Annotated in this window: 25 protein-coding genes; 22 read left to right on the top strand and 3 right to left on the bottom strand. The window is 39.1% G+C overall.

What is annotated here, in order from left to right:
• The first annotated feature begins 349 nt into the window (after positions 1–349).
• The 15 genes from rimP to I6F65_RS14875 all read left to right on the top strand — a co-directional run bounded on the left by rimP (position 350) and on the right by I6F65_RS14875 (position 17,818).
• Positions 350–805: a ribosome maturation factor RimP gene (gene rimP, locus I6F65_RS14945; RefSeq protein WP_024610134.1), complete on the top strand. Its 456-nt coding sequence runs from the start codon at positions 350–352 to the stop codon at positions 803–805.
• 39 nt (positions 806–844) lie between these two features.
• Positions 845–2,344: a transcription termination factor NusA gene (nusA, locus tag I6F65_RS14940; protein ID WP_024610133.1), complete on the top strand. Its 1,500-nt coding sequence runs from the start codon at positions 845–847 to the stop codon at positions 2,342–2,344.
• 25 nt (positions 2,345–2,369) lie between these two features.
• On the top strand, positions 2,370–5,030 hold the full coding sequence (gene infB, locus I6F65_RS14935) for a translation initiation factor IF-2 (protein ID WP_166111100.1): 2,661 nt from the start codon (positions 2,370–2,372) through the stop codon (positions 5,028–5,030).
• Positions 5,031–5,188: 158 nt separating this feature from the next.
• Positions 5,189–5,695: a 30S ribosome-binding factor RbfA gene (rbfA, locus tag I6F65_RS14930; protein WP_197113644.1), complete on the top strand. Its 507-nt coding sequence runs from the start codon at positions 5,189–5,191 to the stop codon at positions 5,693–5,695.
• Positions 5,679–6,638: a tRNA pseudouridine(55) synthase TruB gene (gene truB, locus I6F65_RS14925; protein WP_166111103.1), complete on the top strand. Its 960-nt coding sequence runs from the start codon at positions 5,679–5,681 to the stop codon at positions 6,636–6,638. Before rbfA ends, truB begins: the two co-directional genes overlap by 17 nt.
• Before the next feature lie 156 nt (positions 6,639–6,794).
• Positions 6,795–7,064 carry a 30S ribosomal protein S15 gene (rpsO, locus tag I6F65_RS14920; RefSeq protein ID WP_024610129.1) on the top strand — a complete coding sequence of 90 codons (270 nt, stop codon included), beginning with the start codon at positions 6,795–6,797 and terminating at the stop codon, positions 7,062–7,064.
• A 352-nt stretch (positions 7,065–7,416) separates the two neighbouring features.
• Positions 7,417–9,543, top strand: coding sequence for a polyribonucleotide nucleotidyltransferase (gene pnp, locus I6F65_RS14915; RefSeq protein WP_166111107.1), 2,127 nt, complete (start codon positions 7,417–7,419; stop codon positions 9,541–9,543).
• Positions 9,544–9,827: 284 nt separating this feature from the next.
• Positions 9,828–10,706, top strand: a complete 879-nt coding sequence (gene nlpI / locus I6F65_RS14910; protein ID WP_024610127.1) for a lipoprotein NlpI — start codon at positions 9,828–9,830, stop codon at positions 10,704–10,706.
• Between the two features lie 34 nt (positions 10,707–10,740).
• The gene (locus tag I6F65_RS14905) at positions 10,741–11,820 is read left to right on the top strand and encodes a hypothetical protein (protein ID WP_231613205.1); all 1,080 of its coding nucleotides are present in this window, start codon (positions 10,741–10,743) and stop codon (positions 11,818–11,820) included.
• 197 nt (positions 11,821–12,017) lie between these two features.
• Positions 12,018–14,810, top strand: a complete 2,793-nt coding sequence (locus I6F65_RS14900) for a monovalent cation/H+ antiporter subunit A (RefSeq protein ID WP_166111110.1) — start codon at positions 12,018–12,020, stop codon at positions 14,808–14,810.
• Positions 14,810–15,163: a Na+/H+ antiporter subunit C gene (locus tag I6F65_RS14895; RefSeq protein ID WP_024610124.1), complete on the top strand. Its 354-nt coding sequence runs from the start codon at positions 14,810–14,812 to the stop codon at positions 15,161–15,163. The genes I6F65_RS14900 and I6F65_RS14895 overlap by 1 nt, the downstream gene beginning before the upstream one ends.
• Positions 15,160–16,677: a monovalent cation/H+ antiporter subunit D gene (locus tag I6F65_RS14890; protein ID WP_166111113.1), complete on the top strand. Its 1,518-nt coding sequence runs from the start codon at positions 15,160–15,162 to the stop codon at positions 16,675–16,677. Before I6F65_RS14895 ends, I6F65_RS14890 begins: the two co-directional genes overlap by 4 nt.
• Entirely contained in the window at positions 16,677–17,213 is a 537-nt protein-coding gene (locus I6F65_RS14885) for a Na+/H+ antiporter subunit E (protein ID WP_166111116.1), read from the top strand. The genes I6F65_RS14890 and I6F65_RS14885 overlap by 1 nt, the downstream gene beginning before the upstream one ends.
• Positions 17,207–17,476 (top strand): K+/H+ antiporter subunit F, encoded by a 270-nt coding sequence (locus I6F65_RS14880; RefSeq protein ID WP_013464545.1) that lies wholly within the window; start codon positions 17,207–17,209, stop codon positions 17,474–17,476. The genes I6F65_RS14885 and I6F65_RS14880 overlap by 7 nt, the downstream gene beginning before the upstream one ends.
• A 9-nt stretch (positions 17,477–17,485) precedes the next feature.
• Entirely contained in the window at positions 17,486–17,818 is a 333-nt protein-coding gene (locus tag I6F65_RS14875; protein ID WP_166111119.1) for a Na+/H+ antiporter subunit G, read from the top strand.
• Between the two features lie 81 nt (positions 17,819–17,899).
• Here I6F65_RS14875 and I6F65_RS14870 read toward each other — a convergent pair whose 3' ends face one another.
• The 3 genes from I6F65_RS14870 to I6F65_RS14860 form a co-directional block, all read right to left on the bottom strand.
• Positions 17,900–18,460: a hypothetical protein gene (locus I6F65_RS14870; protein WP_166111122.1), complete on the bottom strand. Its 561-nt coding sequence runs from the start codon at positions 18,458–18,460 to the stop codon at positions 17,900–17,902.
• Positions 18,454–18,597: a hypothetical protein gene (locus I6F65_RS14865; RefSeq protein ID WP_197113641.1), complete on the bottom strand. Its 144-nt coding sequence runs from the start codon at positions 18,595–18,597 to the stop codon at positions 18,454–18,456. Before I6F65_RS14865 ends, I6F65_RS14870 begins: the two co-directional genes overlap by 7 nt.
• A gap of 213 nt (positions 18,598–18,810) precedes the next feature.
• Complete coding sequence (locus I6F65_RS14860; RefSeq protein WP_197113639.1) at positions 18,811–19,371, bottom strand: hypothetical protein; 561 nt, start codon at positions 19,369–19,371, stop codon at positions 18,811–18,813.
• Positions 19,372–19,717: 346 nt separating this feature from the next.
• Here I6F65_RS14860 and I6F65_RS14855 point away from each other — a divergent pair, with 346 nt between their 5' ends.
• From I6F65_RS14855 to I6F65_RS14825, 7 genes are all read left to right on the top strand, one after another.
• Complete coding sequence (locus tag I6F65_RS14855; protein WP_197113637.1) at positions 19,718–20,152, top strand: MerR family transcriptional regulator; 435 nt, start codon at positions 19,718–19,720, stop codon at positions 20,150–20,152.
• A complete protein-coding gene (locus tag I6F65_RS14850; RefSeq protein ID WP_197113635.1) occupies positions 20,152–22,398 on the top strand; it encodes a heavy metal translocating P-type ATPase in 2,247 nt (748 codons plus the stop codon). The genes I6F65_RS14855 and I6F65_RS14850 overlap by 1 nt, the downstream gene beginning before the upstream one ends.
• 30 nt (positions 22,399–22,428) lie before the next feature.
• A complete protein-coding gene (locus I6F65_RS14845) occupies positions 22,429–22,782 on the top strand; it encodes a cupredoxin domain-containing protein (RefSeq protein WP_197113633.1) in 354 nt (117 codons plus the stop codon).
• Positions 22,783–22,857: 75 nt separating this feature from the next.
• On the top strand, positions 22,858–23,073 hold the full coding sequence (locus I6F65_RS14840) for a TIGR02450 family Trp-rich protein (protein ID WP_197113631.1): 216 nt from the start codon (positions 22,858–22,860) through the stop codon (positions 23,071–23,073).
• Between the two features lie 532 nt (positions 23,074–23,605).
• The gene (locus I6F65_RS14835) at positions 23,606–23,818 is read left to right on the top strand and encodes a calmodulin (protein WP_197113629.1); all 213 of its coding nucleotides are present in this window, start codon (positions 23,606–23,608) and stop codon (positions 23,816–23,818) included.
• 165 nt (positions 23,819–23,983) lie between these two features.
• The gene (locus I6F65_RS14830; protein WP_197113626.1) at positions 23,984–24,196 is read left to right on the top strand and encodes a calmodulin; all 213 of its coding nucleotides are present in this window, start codon (positions 23,984–23,986) and stop codon (positions 24,194–24,196) included.
• Positions 24,197–24,277: 81 nt separating this feature from the next.
• Positions 24,278–24,493, top strand: coding sequence for an EF-hand domain-containing protein (locus I6F65_RS14825; protein WP_197113623.1), 216 nt, complete (start codon positions 24,278–24,280; stop codon positions 24,491–24,493).
• Positions 24,494–24,723 lie beyond the last annotated feature (230 nt).

Here is a 24,723-nt window from a genome sequence, read left to right as displayed (position 1 = left end):
GATGGAGCAGTCTGGTAGCTCGTCGGGCTCATAACCCGAAGGTCGTCGGTTCAAATCCGGCTCCCGCAACCAATTCTAATAAGTGTAAGCTTATTAATTTATATCGCGCATTCTAAGTAATGCGCGTTTTGCGTTTAAGCTAGTGTAGTTTAATTTGGTCAGATTGCTGACTCGCAACCAAGCTCGGCCCTAGGCCACACAGTTTTATGCTTTTTGGTGTGACGCCCCGCTTGGTTCGGGGCGTTGTTGTATCTGCACCTTACGGTTTGATGGCAATTGTCATTAAATTAAATTTAAACTCAGTATTTTAGGGCTATAAGCCCTTTTTTTGTTTGTATGGAGGATTTTCGTGACAAAACTTGAACAAGATTTAGTAACCATGTTGTCGCCAGCGGTAGAAATGTTAGGCTTTGAATTACATGGTCTTGAATTTGTGCAAGCGGGTCGCCATTCTACCTTAAGAGTATACATTGCTCATGAGGATGGGATCTCAGTTGATAACTGTGCGGATGCAAGTCGCCAAATTAGTGCGATTTTAGACGTCGAAGACCCGATTACAAATGAATATGATTTGGAAGTATCGTCTCCTGGTGTTGATCGTCTATTATTCAAACAAGATCACTACGAGCAGGCGCAGGGAGAGGAAGTACGCGTGCGTACTAAACTTCCACAAGATGGTCGTCGTAATTTTAAAGGCGATTTAGTAACAGTTAGCAGCGATATGATCACACTATCTAGCGATGGTGCAGAGCATCTAATCATGCTTAGTAACATCGAACGTGCGAATTTAATCGCGAAGTTTTAAATTCGAGCGCGAAGGAATAGGGCAAGCGAGGCATTACCCATGGCAAAAGAGATATTATTGGTTGCTGAAGCCGTTTCCAATGAGAAAGCGGTTCCAAAAGAAAAGATTTTTGAAGCTCTAGAGTTCGCATTAGCGACAGCGACAAAGAAAAAACACGATGGCGAAATTGAAGTGCGTGTAGCAATTGACCGTAAAACGGGTGATTACGATACGTTCCGTCGTTGGCAGATTGCAGCAGTCTTAGAAGATGGTTCTTTAGAGAACCCTTACAGCGAAATTACCTTAGAAGCAGCGCAGGTTGAAGAACCTGATTTGCAAATGGGTGATTACGTTGAAGAGCAAATTGACTCAATTAAATTTGACCGTATTACAACACAAATGGCTAAGCAAGTTATCGTACAAAAAGTACGTGAAGCTGAGCGTGCTTTAGTTGTTGATGCGTACAAAGATCAAGTAGGCGAGTTAGTAACAGGTGTTGTTAAAAAAGCAACGCGTGACTCTATTGTTCTTGATTTAGGCAATAACGCAGAAGCCGTTATCTACCGTGATGATATGCTTCCACGTGAAAACTTCCGTCCGGGTGACCGTATCCGTGGTCTTTTATACGAAGTTAAGCCTGAAGCACGCGGTGCACAATTGTTTGTTACGCGTTCTAAACCAGAAATGCTGATGGAATTATTCCGCATTGAGGTGCCAGAAATTGGCGAAGAAATGATAGAATTACGTGCAGCGGCACGCGATCCTGGCTCTCGAGCTAAAATCGCCGTGAAATCTAACGACAAACGCATTGATCCAATTGGTGCATGTGTTGGTATGCGTGGTGCTCGTGTTCAAGCTGTATCGTCTGAGTTAGGTGGTGAGCGTGTTGATATCGTACTTTATGACGATAACCCAGCACAGTTTGTTATCAATGCAATGTCACCAGCAGAAGTAGCTTCAATCGTAATGGATGAAGACACTCACTCAATGGATATCGCAGTAGAAGCTGATAACCTAGCGCAAGCAATCGGTCGTAATGGTCAAAATGTTCGTTTAGCAAGCCAATTAACTGGCTGGGAACTAAACGTAATGACTGTTGAAGATATGCGCACTAAAAATGAAGCCGAATCTGATAAGTTACTTAACTTATTCACTGAAAGTTTAGAAATTGATGATGAGTTTGCATCATTACTTATTAATGAAGGTTTCTCGACACTTGAAGAAGTGGCGTATGTACCTGCATCTGAATTTTTAGAAATTGATGGCTTAGATGAAGAAATGGTCGATCTTTTACGTTCACGCGCAAAAGATGCATTAACGACTAAAGCCCTTAAAACGGAAGAAAGCTTAGATGGTGCAGAACCAGCTGAAGACTTACTTGCGCTTGAAGGCTTAGAACGTCACTTAGCATTTGTTATGGCGAGCAAAGGTGTTGTTACACTTGAAGACTTGGCAGAGCAAGGTATTGACGAATTAGTTGATATCACAGAGCTTACATCTGAAAAAGCGGGTGAACTAATTATGGCTGCACGTAACATTTGTTGGTTTGCAGACGAGTAATTTATTAACGGAGGTATTACACACTATGGCAGAAGTAAATGTTGAAAAACTAGCCGGCGATATAGGTACAACTGTTGATAAATTGCTACAGCAGTTTTCACAAGCAGGTATCACTAAGCAGGCTACTGATAATGTAACTGAAGCAGAAAAAGCAACGTTACTTGATCATTTAAGCAAGCATCATGGCGGTACTGGTTCAGATGGCCCAGCGCGTATGACTTTACAACGTAAGAGTAAGAGCACATTAAGTGTAACTGGTTCTACGGGTAAAGCTAAAGCTGTTCAAGTTGAAGTTCGCAAAACACGTACATACGTGAAAAAAAGCGCAATGGAACAAGAACAAGAGCAAACACGCTTAGCCGCTGAAGAAAAAGTGCGCCTTGAAGAGCAGCAAAAAGCTGAGCTAGAAGCCGCAGAATTAAAAGCGAAACAAGAGGCAGAACGTAAAGCGAAAGAAGACGCTGATCGTAAAGCCAAAGAAGAAGCTAAACGCAAAGCTGATGCAGAGCGTAAAGCGAAACAAAAGCAGATGACCCCAGAGCAAAGTGCTAAGTCTGAGAAAGATCGCATAGAAGCTGAGCGTCTGCAAAAAGAAGCAGAAGAGGCCGCATTGAAGAAAGCTGAAGAAGAAGCGAAACGTCAAGCAGAAGAAGCAAGAAAGCTAGCTGAAGAAAACTCGGCACGCTGGAAGAAAGAAGAAGAAGAACGTAAGAAACGCGAAGAAACAGCGGATCACCATCTTACGACTTCTACTTATGCACGTGAAGCAGAAGATGTTGCCGATGCTCGTGATGAGCAAGGTACACGCCGTGTGAAGAAAAAGAAAAAAGCGCCAGCAAAAGATAAATTTGCAGCGTCAAGAGGCCGTAATAAAGCCAAGCTAAAAGCACCAGCATCATTACAACATGGTTTCCAAAAACCAACTGTTGATGTTAAAAATGAAGTGCGTATTAGCGAAACAATTACAGTAGCTGAGCTTGCATCACGCATGGCAGTTAAAGGCGCTGAAGTTGTTAAAACAATGATGAAAATGGGTGACATGGTTACCATTAACCAAGTGATTGACCAAGAAGCTGCACAATTAGTTGCAGAAGAAATGGGTCACAAAGTTATCATTGTTAAAGAAAACGAATTAGAGCAAACAGTACTTAATGATCGCCATGAAGATGGCAAATCAGAGCCACGTGCTCCAGTAGTTACTGTTATGGGTCACGTTGACCATGGTAAAACATCTACGCTTGATTACATTCGTTCAGCAAAAGTTGCTTCAGGCGAAGCCGGTGGTATTACACAGCACATTGGTGCATACCACGTAGACGTGAACGGTCACATGATCACGTTCTTAGATACACCAGGACATGCTGCATTTACTTCAATGCGTGCTCGTGGTGCTAAAGCGACAGATATCGTAATCCTTGTGGTTGCAGCAGATGATGGTGTAATGCCACAAACTAAAGAAGCGGTACAGCATGCTCGTGCTGCTGGCGTTCCTTTAATTATTGCTGTAAACAAAATGGATAAAGAAGGCGCAGATCCAGATCGCGTTAAAAACGAACTTGCTGTACTAGACGTTATTCCAGAAGAATGGGGCGGTGATACGCAGTACGTTCATATTTCTGCAAAAACAGGTTTAGGCATCGATGACCTTCTTGAAGCTGTATTAAACCAATCAGAGCTTTTAGAGCTTTCAGCTCCTACTGTAGGTATGGCTGCTGGTGTTGTTATTGAATCTCGTCTTGATAAAGGTCGCGGTCCAGTAGCTTCTGTTCTTGTTCAATCTGGTACGCTTAACCAAGGTGACATTGTATTATGTGGTCTTGAGTACGGTCGTGTTCGTGCAATGAGAGATGAGAACGGTAAAGACATTAAGTCTGCTGGTCCATCTATTCCAGTAGAGATTTTAGGTCTTTCTGGTATTCCTGCTGCAGGCGATGAAGCGACAGTTGTTAAAGATGAACGTAAAGCGCGTGAAGTTGCTTTATACCGTCAAGGTAAATTCCGTGACGTTAAGTTAGCTCGTCAACAAAAAGCTAAGCTTGAAAACATGTTTACTAACATGACTGAAGGCGATGTCTCTGAAGTTAACGTGGTACTTAAAGCAGACGTTCAAGGTTCAATCGAAGCAATTTCTGATTCACTAACTAAGCTTTCTACTGATGAAGTAAAAGTGAAGATTGTTGGTTCAGGTGTTGGTGGTATTACCGAGACTGACGCAACACTTGCTGCAGCGTCTAACGCGATTGTAGTTGGCTTTAACGTTCGTGCTGATGCATCAGCTCGTAAAGTTATCGAGACTGAAAACTTAGACTTACGCTACTACAGCGTAATCTACAGCTTGATTGACGAAGTTAAGCAAGCAATGTCAGGTATGTTAGCACCAGAATTTAAGCAAGAGATTATTGGTCTTGCTCAAGTTCGTGACGTATTCAAATCTCCAAAAATTGGCGCTATCGCTGGTTGTATGGTTACTGAAGGTGTTATTAAACGTAGCGCGCCTATCCGTGTACTTCGTGAAAACGTTGTTATCTACGAAGGTGAACTTGAGTCACTTCGTCGCTTTAAAGACGACGTTGCTGATGTTCGTAACGGTATGGAATGTGGTATCGGCGTTAAGAACTACAATGACGTTCGCGTTGGTGACCAAATCGAAGTATTTGAAACAGTTGAAGTACAACGTACTCTATAATTGTTACTAGGGCATATTGAACCGCTGGGGTTAACACCTCGAAGTTTGATACGCTCTACGCTAAGATTTTAAATGGGGGCTTAGCCCCCATTTGTGTATCCATTATTTAGTTAACTTATTATTTAATTTCAATAAGTTATTATTTTAGGACAAGTATAATGAGAGAATTTTCTCGCACTGATCGTGTTGCTCAGCAAATTCAAAAAGAAATTGCTGTAATTTTACAACGCGAAATTAAAGATCCACGCTTAGGTATGGTGACAGTGTCAGCGGTAGAAGTGTCGCGCGATTTATCTTATGCAAAAATCTTTATTACTGTGTTTAATACACAAGATGAAGATGCAGCAAAGCAAAGCGCAAAAGTACTCAACGAAGCGACTGGTTATATTCGCTCGTTACTTGGTAAGCGTATACGCGCACGTATTATGCCTGAGTTAAAGTTTGTTGTTGATAACTCACTTATGGAAGGTATGCGTATTTCTAACTTAGTTGATTCGATTATTCGTGAAGATAATGCTAAGCATGTAGATGACGAAGTTGAGCATGTAGATGACGAGGCTGAGAGTGTTGATGCTGTTGAAGTTTCAGACAGCGAAGAAAGTACTAAGCACGTAGACGATACAGATAGCGAAGAAGGCACTAATACAGATGGCAAAACGCAGTAAAGGCCGTGCGGTTGACGGTATTTTGTTGTTAAACAAACCTGAAGGCATTTCATCAAATAAAGCACTACAGCAAGCAAAAGGTGTTTATTTTGCGCAAAAAGCTGGACATACAGGTGCTTTAGATCCACTTGCTACAGGTATGCTGCCAATTTGTTTTGGTGAAGCAACTAAGTTTACGCAGTTTCTACTCGATACAGATAAAACCTATATTGTTCGAGCGCAACTGGGTGAGCGTACAACAACATCAGATTCTGATGGTGAAATTGTTAGCACAAAAGATGTGAACGTAACGCGTGAGCAGCTAACAAAAGAAATTGCCGCATTTGTTGGCGAGTCTGATCAATATCCATCAATGTATTCAGCGCTTAAGTACCAAGGCAGACCTTTATATAAGTATGCTCGCGAAGGTATTGAAGTACCTCGTAAATGCAGAAAGATAAATGTATTTAGCTTATCATTTGACGAATTTGATGAAGAAAGCAACATATTACAAATGACGGCCCATGTATCTAAAGGGACTTACATTCGTACTATCGTTGATGACTTAGGTGAAAACCTTGGCTGTGGTGCTCATGTTATTATGCTTCACAGAACTGCTGTTGGTCAGTATCCCGCAGATAAAATGGTAACGCTTGACGAAATTGAAGCGTTGCTTGCTAAAGCGAAAGAAGAAGAGGTTGCTCCTTCTATCTACTTAGATTCGCTATTATTGCCAATAGATACTGCTTTAACCGATCTGCCTGTTGTTGAAATAACAACTGAACAGGGTTCGGTGTTTAGCCACGGGCAGGCGGTAGAACTTCCTGTTACTTTGCCTGAAGGGGCAATTAAAGTGGTTGCAGAAGGGGTGTTTATTGGTACTGGTGAGCGTAATTCAAGCGGTCATTTAAAAGTCAAACGTGGTCTTGCTAGTCAGCAAGATGATTACGTTAAACCGCAATAAAAAGTAATATGTATTATTAACGACAGCTTATTAATACATATTGGGGATAATTAACTTGTAGTTATCCCCACAGTTGGTAGAATACGCCCGCTTAATCGTTTTGGCTGAATTAGTGATCGGCTAAGACACCTTTTAAATTTAATTTCTGGAGTTATTATGTCACTAAGTAATCAAGAAAAAATCGATATCATTGCTAAATTTGCACGTGCTGAAGGCGACACTGGTTCACCTGAAGTACAAGTAGCTTTACTTACTTTTGATATCAACAAGCTTCAAGGTCACTTTGCTGACCACAAGCATGACTTCCACTCACGTCGTGGTCTGCTTCGTAAAGTAAGTACTCGCCGTAAACTGCTTGATTACCTTAAAGGTAAAAACATCACGCGTTATACAGCATTAATCCAAGAACTTGGCCTACGTCGCTAAGAACTTGATTACAAAGAAAGGAGCTTTTTAGCTCCTTTTTTTGTGCCTAAAATTCCTGCTAAAACCTGCAATTCGTTTTTAAACTTCTTGAATTTAAAAATAAAAACCCCATTATTCAAACTAGATAAAATGATTTTAAATACGTATTTAGAGTCGTGTTTATCTGATTGCTAGGCTCGCATTTTAACGGTGCTTTGGTATATACTACGGCACAAGCTAAAAAGGTTTAGCTTGATTATTTACGTCATCGCCAATTGTAGTACTTAATTGATTTTAAAATAAATACAATTATGTACTGTAATTGGTTCTTTGATGGCAACTTATTTAAGAACACATTTAAGGAACATTTTAAGTGCAAGCAATTATTAAAAAATTTCAACTAGGTCAACACACAGTAACCCTAGAAACAGGTGCTATTGCTCGTCAAGCTGACGGCGCAGTACTTGTAAGCATTGGTGATACTTCAGTTTTAGTAACTGTTGTAGGTAAGCGTGAAGCTCAACCAGGTCAAGACTTTTTCCCACTAACAGTTAACTACCAAGAGCGTATGTACGCTGCTGGTCGTATTCCAGGTGGCTTCTTAAAGCGTGAAGGTCGTCCTAACGATGGCGAAACACTTATTGCACGTCTTATTGACCGTCCAATTCGTCCACTTTTCCCAAGCGGTTTCGTAAACGAAGTACAAGTTATTGCTACTGTTGTTTCTGTAAACCCTGAAATCCAACCTGATATGGTTGCGATGATTGGTACTTCAGCAGCACTTGCTATCTCTGGTATCCCGTTCAGTGGTCCAATTGGTGCATCTCGCGTTGGTTACATCAACGGCGAATACGTACTTAACCCTACATTAAAAGAGCTTGAAGAAAGCCAACTTGATTTAGTGGTAGCCGGTACTGATAAAGCGGTACTTATGGTTGAATCAGAAGCTAACGTACTTGCAGAAGACGTAATGCTTGGCGCTGTTGTATATGGTCATGAGCAATCTCAAGCGATCATCACTGCAATCGAAGAATTTAAAGCAGAAGCAGGCAAACCTACTTGGGATTGGACTGCACCGGCTAAAAACGTTGCACTTGAAGATAAAGTAGCAGCAATTGCAGCTGATAAAGTAGGCGCAGCTTACTTAATCACTGATAAAGTAGCGCGTAAAGAAGCACTTGGCGAAGCGAAAGACGAAGTTGTTGCAGTACTAACAGCTGAACTTGCTGAAGGCGAGTCTTTAGACAAGCAAGAAGTTGGTAAAATCTTCGGTTCACTTGAGAAGAAAATCGTTCGTGGTCGTATCGCTGCTGGCGAAAAACGTATCGATGGTCGCGAACCAGATATGATTCGTGCACTAGACGTAATGACTGGCGTATTACCGCGTACTCACGGTTCTGCTATCTTTACTCGTGGTGAAACTCAAGCGTTAGTAACAGCTACACTTGGTACAGAACGTGATTCACAGTTAATCGACGATTTAACTGGTACTCACAAAAACCACTTTATGCTTAACTATAACTTCCCTCCATTCTGTGTAGGTGAAACTGGTTTTGTTGGTTCTCCTAAGCGTCGTGAAATCGGCCATGGTAACCTTGCTAAGCGTGGTATCGCTGCTGTAATGCCAACATTGACTGAATTCCCATATTCAATCCGTGTAGTATCTGAAATCACTGAATCAAACGGTTCATCTTCAATGGCTTCTGTATGTGGTACTTCACTTGCACTTATGAATGCTGGTGTACCAATTAAAGCATCTGTTGCGGGTATCGCGATGGGTCTAGTTAAAGAAGACGAAAAGTTTGTTGTTCTTTCAGATATCTTAGGTGATGAAGATCACTTAGGTGACATGGACTTTAAAGTTGCGGGTACTGCTGCCGGTATCACTGCGCTTCAAATGGACATTAAAATTGAAGGTATTACTCAAGAGATCATGCAAATTGCTCTTAAACAAGCAAAAGCAGCACGTTTACATATCCTAGCGGTAATGGACGAAGCAATCTCTACACCTTCAGAAGAGCTATCTCAATTTGCTCCTCGTATTTATACTATGAAGATCCCACAGAAGAAAATCGCTGAAGTTATCGGTAAAGGTGGCGCAACTATTCGTCAACTTACTGAAGAAACTGGTACAACGATTGAAATCGGTGATGATGGTACAATTAAAATTGCAGCTACAGATGGCGAAAGTGCAGCTAATGCAATTAGCCGTATTGAGCAATTAACAGCTGAACTTGAAGTAGGTACTATCTACGAAGGTAAAGTTGTACGTATCGTAGACTTCGGTGCGTTTGTAAACATTCTTCCTGGTAAAGATGGTCTAGTACATATTTCTCAAATTAGTACTGAGCGCGTTAATAACGTTGCAGATCACCTTTCTGAAGGTCAAGAAGTTAAAGTTAAAGTACTAGAAGTAGACCGCCAAGGCCGTGTACGTCTAAGTATTAAAGAAGCAATGGAATCAGCAGCACCTGCAGCTGACGCGCCAACTGACGCGTAATTGCTAATACTTCATCCAGATATATTTACTGGATAATATAAAAGGGGGCTGTTTAGCCCCTTTTTTTATGCTTTAATGAGGCTAATTAAATTTAAACAAAGATTATTCAAGGAAGCTAAATTACTCATATATAGTGATCAAAACTTTAAATGGAATACCAATGCATTTAAATTTGATGTTGTTATTGAGCAATTTTAGTGTGGCAATAATAGTTCGTCGGTTGTTATGAACCTATTCAGGCATTTCCTGTCATATTGTTACATATCTTGGTACTAAGGATTTTAATGAGACTCAAACACTTAGCTTTGGCATCTTTCGCTATTTTGTCTTTAAGCGCTTGCCAATCAACTGCACAGTCAGAACCTACACCTATTATTAATGTGCCTTTTACTGCTCCATTAGCTTCTGACTTTAGAAGTGAAATTGCTATAGCACGTTATTCAGAGCTACTTAACAGAGCCGATCTTAGTCCCGAACAACAAGCAAAGCTGTACTACGATCGTGGTGTACTATTTGATAGCTTAGGTATGACTACACTTTCGCGCATTGACTTTAATCGTGCAATAAAGTTAAAACCTGATTTATCAGAAGTGTATAACTTCTTGGGTATTCAACATACGCTAATGCAGCAATACGAAAAAGCTTATGAGTTTTTTGATTCGGCATTAGAACTAGATGAACAACACGAATACGCTTATTTAAATCGTGGCATTGCACTTTATTATGGCGACAGAGCCGATATTGCTAAAAGCGATTTCGTTGAGTTTTTAGCGCGCTCTCCAAATGATCCTTACCGTGTACTATGGCTTTATTTGGCAGAGGCTCAAGAAAATAAAGAGCAAGCGCTTACTGAGCTAAAAACAAATGCAACAGCGCTTGATGAATCACAATGGGCGTATCAGCTAATTTCGCTTTTTACGGGTGATATGAGTGAACACACATTTTTATCAGGCATCAGTGAGGGTGTTAAGTCAGAACAAGAATATGCGCAGCGCTTATGCGAAGCTTATTTTTATTTAGCTAAGTTACACCAAGCCGCAGGTAATGAGTATTTAGCCTCTGATTATTTTAGATTAGCGCTTGCTACTAACGTCCATGAGTTTATTGAATATAAGTATGCGCGTTTAGAGCTTGAGCTAATGACTGGCGAAAACGCGGGTTAATATTTTAAAGATAGTTGGTGTATTACTGTGTAGCTTGTTAATTTCTGGCTCCAGTAATCACCATAATGTACTTGGCTTTTGGCACGTTTTAAACGCAAAAGCCAATGCTGTGCAAAGTTATTGGCAGTTTCCTCGTTATTTTTCTCAGCATTTACAATTACTCCCTGATTTTAAGCTCGCTTTGTTAGCACGTAACAAAATTCCTTTGGCGCAATATGTGTATTCTCTTAGGTTATTAAAAAATAAACGTAGCGATACAGCTAAACTATTTTGGCAAGCAAGTATTTATAGCTTAAGTGAATCACAGCGGCAAAATTTAGCACGTCAGTTATTTACCCAATCTCGGTGGGATGATCTTAAATTATTAGCTAAAAATGGTTTACTGCCTAAAGGCGATACTTTGAATCACCTTAATTTAAAATTAAGTGCGCCTTACACCAATATTCCAGAATCGTTCATACACAACCTTGGTTTTTTAGCATTAGGTTCAGAGTTGCCTGTAAATAATCAATGTTTGTTTAATGTGGTAACGATGAGCGATCATCGTAGCGGACTTTATAAACTCTCTGAGCTGATAAAAAAATACAACGAAAAACCAGAACCTGATAACAATGTATTTTGTTTCACTAAGCCTGTTTATGTTGCAGGCGCTATTGATTGCACAAATACAGTAAATAAAATGGCGCAGTGCAATTGGCAGTCATCATCATTAAAAAAACAACTTTCTGGAAAATTTGATTTTATAATAATGATGCCAAGGTATGGCAGTGCGAATGTACAAAACAACATAATGCAGCTGAATTCACATGTTAACTACAACGTATTTTTACATGAACTTATGCATTTTAGTGGTTTTGAGGATGAATATGCGCTGCCAAATACAAAACAAGCTTGGTTATGTAGTAAAAAAGGGTTTGTTGCACCTAACTTATTTATTTCGCACGGGGAACCTGCACCTAAAGGGTGGTATAAAAGTGAGAGCTGCCAGCAAGGTGGGACAGCTTATAAACCATCTAAAACTTGGTCCATTATGGAATATCAACAGATAGGGCTTTCAGGGCAATATAGGGCGCTTTGGCAAGCACATATAAAGGCTACCCCTCACCGTTTTTAACCCTAGAATACTTTTTTCGTAATTTTACTTTCTTCGTTCAATATTCATTCAGGTACTACCGCTTTTTATAGACAAAAAGCATGTTTATCAGTATAACTATATGTATTAATGTCGTTAAAAAACAGGCAGTAAAAGCATCACTTAATGTAAACCAAGTGATGCACTGATAAACTTATGACTCTAAAAGGCCCTTCATTATGACTTTGCTCTGGATACCTTTGTTATCCTTAATTGGCAGTGTTATTTCAGCATGCACTGGCAAACTTTCACGCAATCAATCTGCTAGCTTAACGGCTCTTGCGCCATTAATTGCTTTAGGCATTACGCTATACCATGCGCCTGCAGCTTTAGCGGGTGAAACAATTCGTTACTCAATGTCGTGGATCCCATCTTTAGGACTTGATTTATCACTGCGGTTAGATGGTCTTAGCTTATTGTTTATGTTTATGATTTTAGGCATAGGCTTACTAGTTATTTTGTATACCCGGTATTACTTAAGTTCTAACGATTCGATGGCTAAGTTATACAGTTATTTAATGCTGTTTATGACCGCAATGCTTGGCATTGTCATGTCTAACAACGTTATTCAACTTTGGTTATTTTGGGAATTAACTAGCATAAGCTCATTTTTACTCATTAGTTTTTGGTGGCATAAATCTGAAGCACGCAAAGGTGCGCGTATGGCACTTGCTGTAACGGGTGCTGGCGGATTGGCATTACTTGCAGGGTTAATGATACTTGGTGATATTGTTGGTAGTTACGACCTTGATGTTATTTTAGCAAGTAAGGCGATTATTCAGTCGCATGACTTATACGAACTTGCGCTTGTATTAGTGTTACTTGGTGCATTTACCAAATCGGCACAATTTCCGTTTCACTTTTGGCTGCCACACGCAATGGCTGCGCCTACACCTGTAAGCGCTTATTTACACTCTGCTACTATGGTAAAAGCAGGTATATTTTTATTGGCTCGTTTTTATCCTGCTTTAGCGGGTACCGATATTTGGTTTGCAATTGTAGGGTTAACAGGCTTAACAACTTTATTATTTGGCGCTTACATTGCGTTATTTAAACACGATTTAAAAGGGCTATTGGCCTACTCTACAATAAGTCATTTAGGTTTAATTACCTTATTACTTGGTCTAGATACTGAGCTTGCTACCGTTGCAGCTATTTTGCATATTATAAATCACGCAACGTTTAAAGCGTCGTTATTTATGGCTACAGGCATAATAGATCACGAAACAGGCACGCGTGATATGCGTAAACTCAATGGTATGTGGCGATTTTTACCCTATACCGCAACGCTTGCTATGGTTGCTGCTGCATCAATGGCAGGTGTCCCATTGCTTAATGGCTTTTTATCAAAAGAGATGTTTTTTGCAGAAACATTGCACCAACAAGTTCTTGGTTCTATGTCTTGGTTGATTCCAGTACTGGCTACAATAGCAGGTGCATTTTCGGTGGCGTATTCTGCTCGCTTTATCCACGATGTATTTTTTAATGGCGACCCAATTGATTTACCACGTACACCGCATGAACCACCACGTTATATGCGAGTACCAATAGAGATACTTGTTGTTCTTTGCTTATTAGTTGGTATGTTTCCACATTTTGTAGTTGGCGATATTCTATCTGCAGCATCCACTGCTGTTTTAGGTAAAGCAATGCCTGATTATCAAGTTGCTATTTGGCATGGATTTAACTTACCACTTCTGATGAGTGCAATGGCTGTGGTTGGCGGTTTGTTTATATATGTAAATCGTAAGTATTTGTTCCAGTTCCAAGCTTCATTACCGCCATTTAATGCTAAAAAAACATTTGAACGCGTTATCCTCAGCGTTATAACTTGGTGTCAATCAAAAATTAGTCATACTGAAAATGGTTCTTTACAGCGCTACCTTGTCGTTATGCTAGGTGTAGTATTGCTGTGTGCTGGTTGGCCATTATTTGAAATGCAACAATTAGCTGGCAGTATGCCAAGAACCCCAATTGACGTACACAATGCTATTGGTGCCGGTTTATTAATGATAGGTGCATTAGCAACTGTTATTTGGCACAGGTCGCGAGTGGTTGCATTGTTAATGCTCTCTATTGTGGGTCTTATGGTGTCAGTCGCATTTACGCGTTTTTCGGCGCCCGACTTAGCACTTACTCAACTTACCGTTGAAGTGGCTACCGTTATACTGCTTATGCTGGCGTTATTCTTTTTGCCTCAACATACGCCAAAAGAATCAAGTTCGCTGCGTATTTTACGCGATATCGGTATAGCTTCTACTTTAGGTGTAGTTATAGCTAGTATTTGTTATGCACTGCTTACACGCCCACTTGAATCGATTTCTGACTTTTTTATTGCCAACGCAAAAACAGGTGGTGGTGGTACTAACGTTGTTAATGTTATTTTGGTTGATTTTAGAGGATTTGATACGCTTGGTGAGATTACTGTTTTAGGTATTGCTGCATTAGGCATATTTAAAATGCTTTCTAGAATTCCTCTGTTTATGCCAGCGAGTGATGGTGAAGGACGCCCATGGGCACGAGAGCGTCATCCTATTTTGTTAGCGAGTATTTCACACAGTTTATTACCACTTGCTTTGTTAGTATCGGCGTATATTTTCTTACGAGGTCATAACTTACCAGGCGGTGGGTTTATTGCTGGCTTAGTTACATCTATTGCCTTTATTTTGCAATATATGGCGCACGGTTCAGCATGGATAAGCGAACGTTTTGATGTTAATTACCGTAAAATAATTGCCTCAGGTATCGCTATTGCAATGTTTACAGGCGTGGGTAGTTGGTTCTTCGATAAGCCATTTTTAACAACGTGGTTTGATTATTTCGATATACCATTTATCGGTAAAACAGAGCTTGCCAGTGCTATTGTATTTGACCTAGGTGTGTACTTAACGGTTGTAGGTGCAACACTAATGATTTTAGCAAGCTTAGGTAACATGACAGCAGATACCCAGAAAAAAGAGGTAAATATTTAATGGAATTATTGTACGCATGTTGCGTTGGAGTATTAGTGAGTTGCGGTATTTTTTTACTGCTAAGAGCGCGTACATTCCCTGTAGTGCTAGGGCTTACTATGATTTCATACGCAGTTAATTTATTTTTGTTTTCTGCTGGTCGTCTTACCATTAACAAAGCAGTAGTACTTGGTACTGGTGCCGACTACGCTGACCCTTTACCTCAAGCATTAGTGTTAACTGCAATCGTGATTGGTTTTGCAATGACAGCATTTGTCGTTATTTTAGCAATCCGTGGTCGTGCCGACTTAGGTAGCGACCATGTTGATGGTCATTTGGTAAAAATGTCAGCTGAAAATAAGGAGCAAAAATGATTCAACATTTAGCATCCTTACCTATTTTATTACCCATGTTTGCTGCGGTTATTTTACTGCTGCCACCGTGTGGTAAAAGCGTACCAATACGACGTATTGCCTCAAGTATTATGGGCATAATTACGTTTGCAGTAAGCGTGTTTTTATTAATACATGTGTATAACACAGGTATTAACGTGTACGCCATTGGCAACTGGTCTGCGCCGTTTGGTATAGTACTTGTTGCCGATATGCTCTCAACATTATTAGTAACGCTAACTTCTTTTTTAGGGTTAGGTGTTATTTTATATAGTTGTGCAGGGGATGATGAAAAAGGCAGCTTTTTTCACCCGTTAGTTCACTTTTTAGTATTGGGCGTTAACGGCGCTTTTTTAACTGGCGATTTATTTAACGTATTTGTATTTTTTGAAGTGCTACTTATTGCCTCATATGCATTACTTATGCACGCAGGCGATAAACAAAACACGCGTGCAGCGCTGCAATACGTAATATTAAACCTAGTAGGTTCAAGCGTATTTTTAATTGGCTTAGGTATTTTGTATGGCGTATTAGGCACGCTTAATATTGCTGATATGGCACGCAAAATGCCACTTCTTACTGGCGATGATGTTTATTTAGCAAAAGCGGGTGGTTTATTACTACTTGTTGTATTTGCGTTAAAAGGGGCGTTACTACCACTTCATTTATGGTTGCCAAATACTTATGCGAGTGCCAAACCTGTGGTTGCAGCGTTATTCGCAATTATGACCAAAGTTGGTGTATATGCCATGTTACGTGTATATACAGTGATATTTGGAGAACAAGCTGGCGAACTTGAGCATATGGCACAACCTTGGTTATGGGGGTTAGCTATTGCCACCATAGTTGTAGGTGCTATAGGCGTAGTTGCAGCGCAAGATTTACGTAAATTAACTGCTAATTTAGTTGTTGTTTCGGTAGGTACTTTAGTCGCACTGATTGCATTACAAAACGTAAATGCGACTGCTGCGCTGTTATATTATTTGGTACATTCAACACTTGTTAGTGCTGCATTGTTTTTACTAGCCGATTTAATAGCAACCCAACGTGGTAAAGCAGCCGATAGGCTGGTTGGCGGACGCATGGTTAATCAGCCTTTCTTGTTAGGTGGGTGTTTTATTATCGCAGCTTTAACGGTTGTTGGAATGCCACCATTTTCGGGTTTTGTAGGAAAAATTTGGATTCTTAAAACCACTTTAAATAGTGAACAAGCTTTATTATTTTGGCCTGTCTATTTAATTACAAGTTTTGTACTACTAATAGCATTATCTCGTGCAGGTACCGGCTTGTTTTGGGAACGTAAAGATAGAAAAAATGAAAGTTCTGATGGTGTAAATGCACACCCATTACAAGTAACCGTAATAGTTTGTTTGCTTGCTTGTTCGCCATTGCTGGTTATTTTTGGTGGACCGATAAGCGAGTACATGATTGGAGCTGCAACGCAACTCCACGATATAGGCGGTGGTATTAACGCTGTACTAAAAGGAGGTTCGTAATGAGATTACAAGCCCGTTTTCGATGGTTACCAACGCCATTTCGTAGTTTGTTTTTGTTTATTGTTTGGTTATTACTCAATAATAGTGTTTCGGCAGGGCATTTAGTATTGGCAGTGTTTTTTGCCATATTTATACCTTTACTAAGCTTTTCACTACGCGATCCTCAGCCGCTTATTTTAAAGCCTGGGTTAGCATTTAAACAGTTACTTATTGTGCTTTGCGATATTGTTGTTGCCAATTTACAGGTTGCTTTACTAATACTTGGTCCAACAAAAAAACTACGTCCAGCGTTTGTAAAAATACCAATTGATTTAACGCATAATATGCCAATCACTATATTGGCAAGCAGTGTATCGTTAACACCAGGCACAGTAAGCGCAGAGGTTTATCCTATTCCTGAATCAATAAATAAGGGCGATGAGCCAATACAGCGTTATTTACTTATTCATGTGTTGGACTTAAAAGACGAAGAGGCGCTAATTAAGCAAATTAAACAACGCTACGAAGCTCCTCTCAAGGAGATATTTCAATGTTAGACACTGTATTACTTATTGTTTTTTCAATGATTGGGTTATCACTGTTACTTAATTTATGGCGATTAATTATCGGTCCATCAGTACCTGATCGAATTTTAGCGCTCGATACTATGTATATAAATGTAATAGCACTTATTATTTTATACAGTATTAGTATGGGAACAGGGCTTTACTTTGAAGCAGCATTACTTATCGCTATGCTTGGTTTTATAAGTACGGTAGCGGTGTGCAAATATTTACTTCGTGGCGATATAATCGAATAAGGTGGAATAATGATTAGCGAATGGATTGTATCAATATTATTGTTGTTTGGTGGCGCGTTTATATTAATAGGCTCGATTGGGCTTATTAAATTACCTGATTTTTTTATGCGTTTGCATGGACCTACAAAGGCAACAACACTGGGTATGGCGAGCGTTTTAATTGCTTCAATGGTTTTTTTTACCAATGCAGAGAATGGGCTTAGTGTTAAAGAAATATTGATTACAATATTTTTATTAATTACAGCGCCTATTAGTGGTTATATGTTAATTAAGTCGGCAATACACCATAAGCTTAAAGCTAAAGAGGGCACCAAAGGTCTTGATAATATAAAAAACGATTAAGTGCTTTGACTTAACATAAGAGGGAGGCTTGATGCCTCCCTCTCTTCTACAATATAAGCTAAGTGATTTAGGTGTAATTTATTACCTGTTCTTCAAGTATTCGGCTGTTTCTATAATATCTTCATGATTGCCTGATGAAAGAGCTTCGCCAACCTGATAATCATGGCATAAGGATTCTTCTTTAGTCCAAGCAGTTACGTTTTTAGCATACTTCACAAGTGTGGTATCAAACATGGGGCATTCAATATAACCATGTTCGCGAGCAGCAGACTTCCAAATAATAGAGTGCACAAAAAAAGCCAAAATAACCAGAATCAACGTAACGCAAAAAATTGTCTGGAGGTGAACAAACACTTTCTTTAGCCAAGGTTTTTTAAATAATTCATAAACCCCACGAAATACGCCAGTAAGTAACGCCGTGAACAGTATCAACCAAAGGCTTGGCGTAGCTAAACTGTCATTTGAATAAACGATGACAGGGTAGCCGCTATATGGGTACGATAGCATTTGAAAAAAGTTATCTAGCGCATGTGAAAGTAGATACCATGTTATTGCGGCTGTGAACAAAGTTAATATAACTAGCCCGATAAAATAGCCAGCAACATTTAGATCATCAAGTTCGTCTTTAATAAGCTTTACCATGGGCTTTTAAGCCCATCTAAAAGTTTACTAGTTTCTTTTTTTATTTTAATTTCTATGTGCTTAGCTAGTGATTTTGTGGTGATTAAATAAATTGGGTGTTGGTTAACAGAGGTCTGGTTTATTAATTGAATTAGCATGTGTTCTATCCTTAGTTTTTCAGCTACATCCTTTATCTATAATACCCGATAAAATACCTATAATTAAGAGTCGTGTGTGTAATTAGTGGCAGATTTACCTTGTCAGATTAAATATTATTTTTTGGTTACTAGGTGATAATAGGATTTATAAAGTAGCAGAGAGCTTTATTTCTCCCTCCTACAATATAAATTAAGTAATTTAGGTGTAATTTATTACCTGTTCTTCAAGTATTCAGCTGTTTCTATAATATCTTCATGATTGCCTGACGAAAGAGCTTCACCAACCTGATAATCATGGCATAAGGATTCTTCTTTAGTCCAAGCTGTACTGCTTTTACTAAATTTTACAAGTGTAGTATTAGAGCTAGGGCATTCAATATAACCATGTTCGCGAGCAGCAGACTTCCACACGATAGAATAAATAAAGAAAGATAAAATAGTCAAAACAAATAGAACACAGAGACCTATCAGAAGGTAGTTAATTACTTTCTTTAGCCAAGGTTTTTTAAATAGTTCATAAACTCCACGAAATACGCCAATAAGTACAATTATGCACATTATTAGCCAGAGAGGTATTGTAACGAAATTGCCACTTGTATAAACGATGACAGGGTAGTCGCTATATGGGTAAGATAGTATTTGAAGGATGTCATCTAGGTCATATGAGAACAGGTACCATGTTATTGCGGCGGTGAACAAAGTTAATGAAACTAGCGCGATAAAATAGCTAGCAATATTTAGATCGCCAAGTTCATCTTTAATAAGTTTTACCATGGGCTTTTAAGGCCATCTAAAAGTTTACTCGTTTCTTTTTTAATTTTAATCTGTATGTATTCGGATATTGATTTTGTGGTGATTAAATAAATTGGGTGTTGGTTAATAGAGGTTTGGTTTATTAATTGACTTAGCATGTGTTCTATCCTTAGTTTTTCAGCTACATCCTTTACACATAGTATCTTATCAAATAACCATAATTAATAACAATATAAAGTAAGTAGTCAAAATCAGTTCAACTTAATTATGTTTGTGCCATTATTCTACTAATTTAAAAAATAGCTGTTGACCTATGTGTCGCACCTAGGTTTATCATTCAGGTATTGAACAACCATGGAGCTACATTATGTATGTTAAGCAACTAGCAAAATTAATGGGTGTTACCCCCGATACCGTTCGCCATTACACGCGTGTGGGATTACTTAATCCAATACGCAGTGAAGAAAATGGCTATCAAGAATATACAGCCAGTGATCAGCAACGTTTAAAGTTTATTATTAGCTCACGTCAGCTTGGTTTTTCGGTTAAAGATATTCAACAGATTATTGATGAGTCGCAGCAAGGCAATTGCCCATGCCCATTAACACGTAAACTTATAACCAAACGTTTAGAAGAAACAGAAGCACTCTTTCAAGAAACGCTAAAATTGCGTACACGTATGCAAGCTGCTCTTGCTCAGTGGGACTCTTCGGCAGACGGTGCAAATGCAAGCGACGTATGCAGCTTAATAGAATCGTTTGTTGACCCAATTGACAATCAAATGAACGAAGGGGAAGCGTAATGACTACTAATACAAAAAACACCGCGCAAAACTTTATGATTGAAGGCGCTAATTGTGGCAGCTGCGTAGGTAAAATTGAAAAAGCGTTGCAAAGTGTACAAGGTGCAAAGCTGGTAGAAATGAACTTTGCAGAACGTACCGTACGTGTAGAGGGAAGTGCAGAGGAAAGCACGCTTATCAAAGCTGTCGAAAATATTGGTTATGCCGCTAAGCCAATGAGCAACGACTCCGATCAAGATGCGCTTGATGAAAAAGCTAAATCAGACGAGGCACACTATAAAAAGCTGATGCGTAATATGATGCTCGCATTAGGTGTAGGCATACCTTTAATGATATACGGGCTTATTTTTGATATGAGCGTAGCCACAAATCCACAAAGAATTGCGTGGTTTATCGTTGGTATTATTACCTTAGCTGTAATGGCTGTGTCGGGTAAGCAGTTTTATAACGGTGCTTGGCAGGCATTTAAAAATCATGCAGCAAATATGGACACGCTAATAGCACTAGGTACAGGTACTGCGTGGTTATATTCAATGTTTGTCGTTATCGCACCTAATTTATTACCTGAAGTCGCAAGGCATGTGTATTTTGAAGCATCATCGATGATCATTGGTTTAATTAGCTTAGGGCTCGCCTTTGAAGTAAAAGCGCGAGGACGGACTTCGCAAGCGATTAAACGTTTAATTGGCTTACAGCCAAAAACAGCACGTGTTATTAGATGTGGCGAAGAGAAAGACATTGATATTAGTGACGTTATAAAAAATGATGAAGTAAGAGTGCGCCCTGGTGAAAAAATCCCTGTCGATGGCGACGTTATAGAAGGTAGTAGCACGGTTGATGAGTCAATGTTAACCGGTGAACCCATGGCCGTAAGTAAAAATACAGGCGATAAGGTAGTCGCAGGAAGTATTAATAAAAGTGGTACTTTACTATTTAAAGCCACCCATATTGGCAGTGAAACAACACTCGCTAATATTATCAATATGGTAAAGCGTGCGCAAAATTCAAAGCCTTCTATTGGTCGTTTAGCTGACGTTATATCGGGCATATTTGTACCAACAGTGATGATAATTGCTGTGCTTGCGGGTTTAGCATGGTTAAACTTTGGACCTGATCCATCAATTGCGTATGCAATAGTTGCAGTAACCACAGTACTTATTATTGCTTGCCCGTGTGCGCTTGGTTTAGCTACGCCAATGTCGGTTATGGTCGGTATTGGTAAAGCTGCAGAATCTGGAATATTAATCCGAAATGGCGAGTCACTGCAAACGACCTCTAAAATCACTACTATGATTTTGGATAAAACCGGCACTATTACTCAAGGTACACCTGAGGTGACCGATGTAATTACCTTTAATAACAGTGATAAAAATACCGTAATGCAACTTGTTGGCAGCCTTGAAAATAGCTCTGAGCATCCACTTGCTGAAGCGATTACACGTTATGCTAAAAACGAGGGCTTAAGTTTAAGTAAAGTAACCGACTTTAATGCACTTACAGGTAAAGGTGTAGCAGGGAGCGTTGATGGGCAGGTATTATTATTTGGTAATAAAGCCTTAATGGATAAATACAACGTGGCAGTTGATGATGCAACCGAGCAAGCACAAACACTTGCCGCAGATGCTAAAACACCTATGTATTTTGCTAGCAACAATCAGCTACAAGCGATTATAGCCGTAGCCGATCCGATTAAAGAAGACTCAGCTGCAGCAATTAAACGTTTGCAAAGTAAAGGTATTCACTTGGTTATGCTTACAGGCGACAACAAAGCCACGGCACAAGCGGTTGCTAAGCAAGTTGGAATTGATGACTTTATAGCTGAAGTTATGCCAAACGATAAAGTAGATGAAGTCACAAAGCGCCAAGCGAACGGTGAAATAGTGGGAATGACGGGCGATGGTATCAACGATGCGCCTGCACTTGCTCAAGCTGATGTTGGCTTTGCAATAGGCACAGGCACCGATGTGGCAATCGAAAGTGCTGATATAACCCTGATGCGTGGATCGCTGCATGGGCTAGCTGATGCAATAGCCGTGAGTAGCGCGACTATTTCTAACATTAAACAAAACCTATTTGGTGCATTTGTTTATAACGTAGCGGGTATACCTATTGCTGCTGGTTTATTGTATCCATTTTTTGGAATATTGCTCAATCCCGTTATTGCAGGTGCAGCTATGGCACTTTCATCATTAACGGTAGTAAGTAACGCAAATAGATTACGTTTTTTCAAACCAGAAAAATCATAAGCTAAAGCCTTTCATTTAGGAGTAACGATTATGTTGATGATTAATATATTAGGCGCTTTATTAATAGCTGCAATTATTTACTGGTTCTGGTTATACAAACCAGAACAAACCCAGAGTGACGACAATAAAGTAAAGGTTGTTGTTAATAACGGTGTATATCAGCCTGGGCATATTAAAGTAGCTGCTAATAAAGAAGTTGAGCTAATCTTTGATCGACAAGACAGCGCCCCTTGCGCCGAAATGGTCATATTCCCACAGCTCGATATTAGTAAAACCCTTGTAATGGGCGATGGTAATACTATTAAATTACCTGCGCTTGAGGCTGGCGAATATGACTTTCATTGCCAAATGCAAATGTATAAAGGTAAGTTGATTGCTCAATAGAGTTTGAACTAAATATATAATTGAGTCGTATTAGTTTGTAACATAAATTTAGGTTATCCGGACTTAATATAAACAATGAATAAGCTAAACCCTAAGAAATTATTGAATAGTAAGTGGACGGCAGTACCTGCAATTAATAAAGAAAAACACTTTATTATTGTAAGCGTTGATTACGATGAAGATGATAACGTAATTGAATGTATTACAGAGGCTATTATTTCAAAAAGCCAATATCCAATTAGTTGGCGAGATCTAAAAGACGCAAAAAATTGGTTACAAGGTTGGAAGTAATCACTTACACAATATTATTCAATAGATAACCATTGAAACCGCTATCTATTAGCGGTTTTTTATTATTAAAAAGTTACGAATTCGCCAAATGGCAACAAACTTACGTTTTTAATTTAAAACGGCTGAATATATTTTAATTAGTCATTATTTTTATAATAAATAGCTAATTATCAATTGATTAGCTGTTTTATTTTATTTGGTTATTTTTTAATGAAAATGTGTTCAGGGTGGGTATATTAAAAAAGTAGCTTTAAGGCATGATAAAAGCTATTTATTTTGTGTTTAGTGTCTTTTTATTTCATTTTAAGTTATTGATTTTTATGTTTTATTTAAAATCAGCCAATTGGCTGTTGCTAAAAGGCAACAGGTAAAGCCTCGAGTTTCAGCTAAACCCCTCAGAAATAAACTTAAGCTATTGCTTCTACAGTATTTTTTAAAGTTGGCATTGAACTTGTAGTACCTAGACTGTATTCAGCAAAACGTGATTTAAGCCAAACGGTTAAGTCGCAATAACCCAATGAAGGATTACATTATGAAAACTTTCCAATCAACACTGGTATTAATGGCTCTAGCTTCTTCATCGGCGGCTTTTGCAGCAACAGATTTTAACACATTAGATGTCGACGGTAACGGCGCAATTAGCCAAGCAGAAGTATCGGTAGATGCCGAGCTAATGAGTCAGTTTACCGACCTTGATACTGACCAAAATGGTGAGTTATCAGAAGATGAATTTTCTCAGGCGTAAGCCTTTTTAAAACAGTTTGATGCCCAGTAATGTTATTTAAATTCTGAGTTGCCAAAGACAACCTTAATAGGCAAGGGAGCTTATTAAAAAGAATAACAAGGACGTGTTAGTACTTACATATGGGCACATTTATTCGCTATACATTACACAATGAAGGATTAAATTATGAAAACATTACAATCAACACTTGTTTTAATGGCTCTTGCTTCTTCATCAGCGGTATTTGCAAGCACAGATTTTGACACACTTGATGTCGACGGTAGTGGCACAATTAGCCAAGCTGAGGCATCGGTAGACGCTGATTTACTGGCTTTGTTTCCTGAATTAGACGTTGATGGCGACGACGAACTTTCCAAAGAAGAGTTTTCAGAATATTAATAGTCATAAACTTTGACTCCTAAAGGATCTTTGAAAAGGACTTCTCACCATTTACTAAGGCTCAAGACGAAGGAATAAACTATGAAAACATTACATAAAACACTAGCACTTATTGCATTAGCATCTTCTTCAGCTGCATTTGCAGCAGTAGATTTTGATTCTTTTGATACCGACGGCGATGGTGTTATTAATCAAACTGAAGCACAGGTTAATACACAGCTAGCAAAGTTGTTTGACGACCTAGATACGGATGCCAACGGCGAGATCTCTAAAGAAGAATTCTCTAAAGTTCAGTAAATATGTTATTTAATTAAACAAATCATACTCGGGCAGCTTAATACGTACAGTGTTAAGCTGCTTTTTTATGTGTATTTAAAAATGAACCTCTAAATTCGACCAGGGTGAATAACCCAGTACCGACAAACATCATTGCTATTGCAGGCATTAAATACACTGATAGCCTAACGCCGCTCCAAGCATCATAAGTAGACTCTCTGTACTGCTGATGTAATTATTAGTGCCAACTT

It is taken from the genome of Pseudoalteromonas sp. SWXJZ94C, from assembly GCF_015864385.1.
Classification (GTDB): Bacteria; Pseudomonadota; Gammaproteobacteria; order Enterobacterales; family Alteromonadaceae; genus Pseudoalteromonas.
This window is presented reverse-complemented; position numbering and strand designations above follow the sequence as displayed.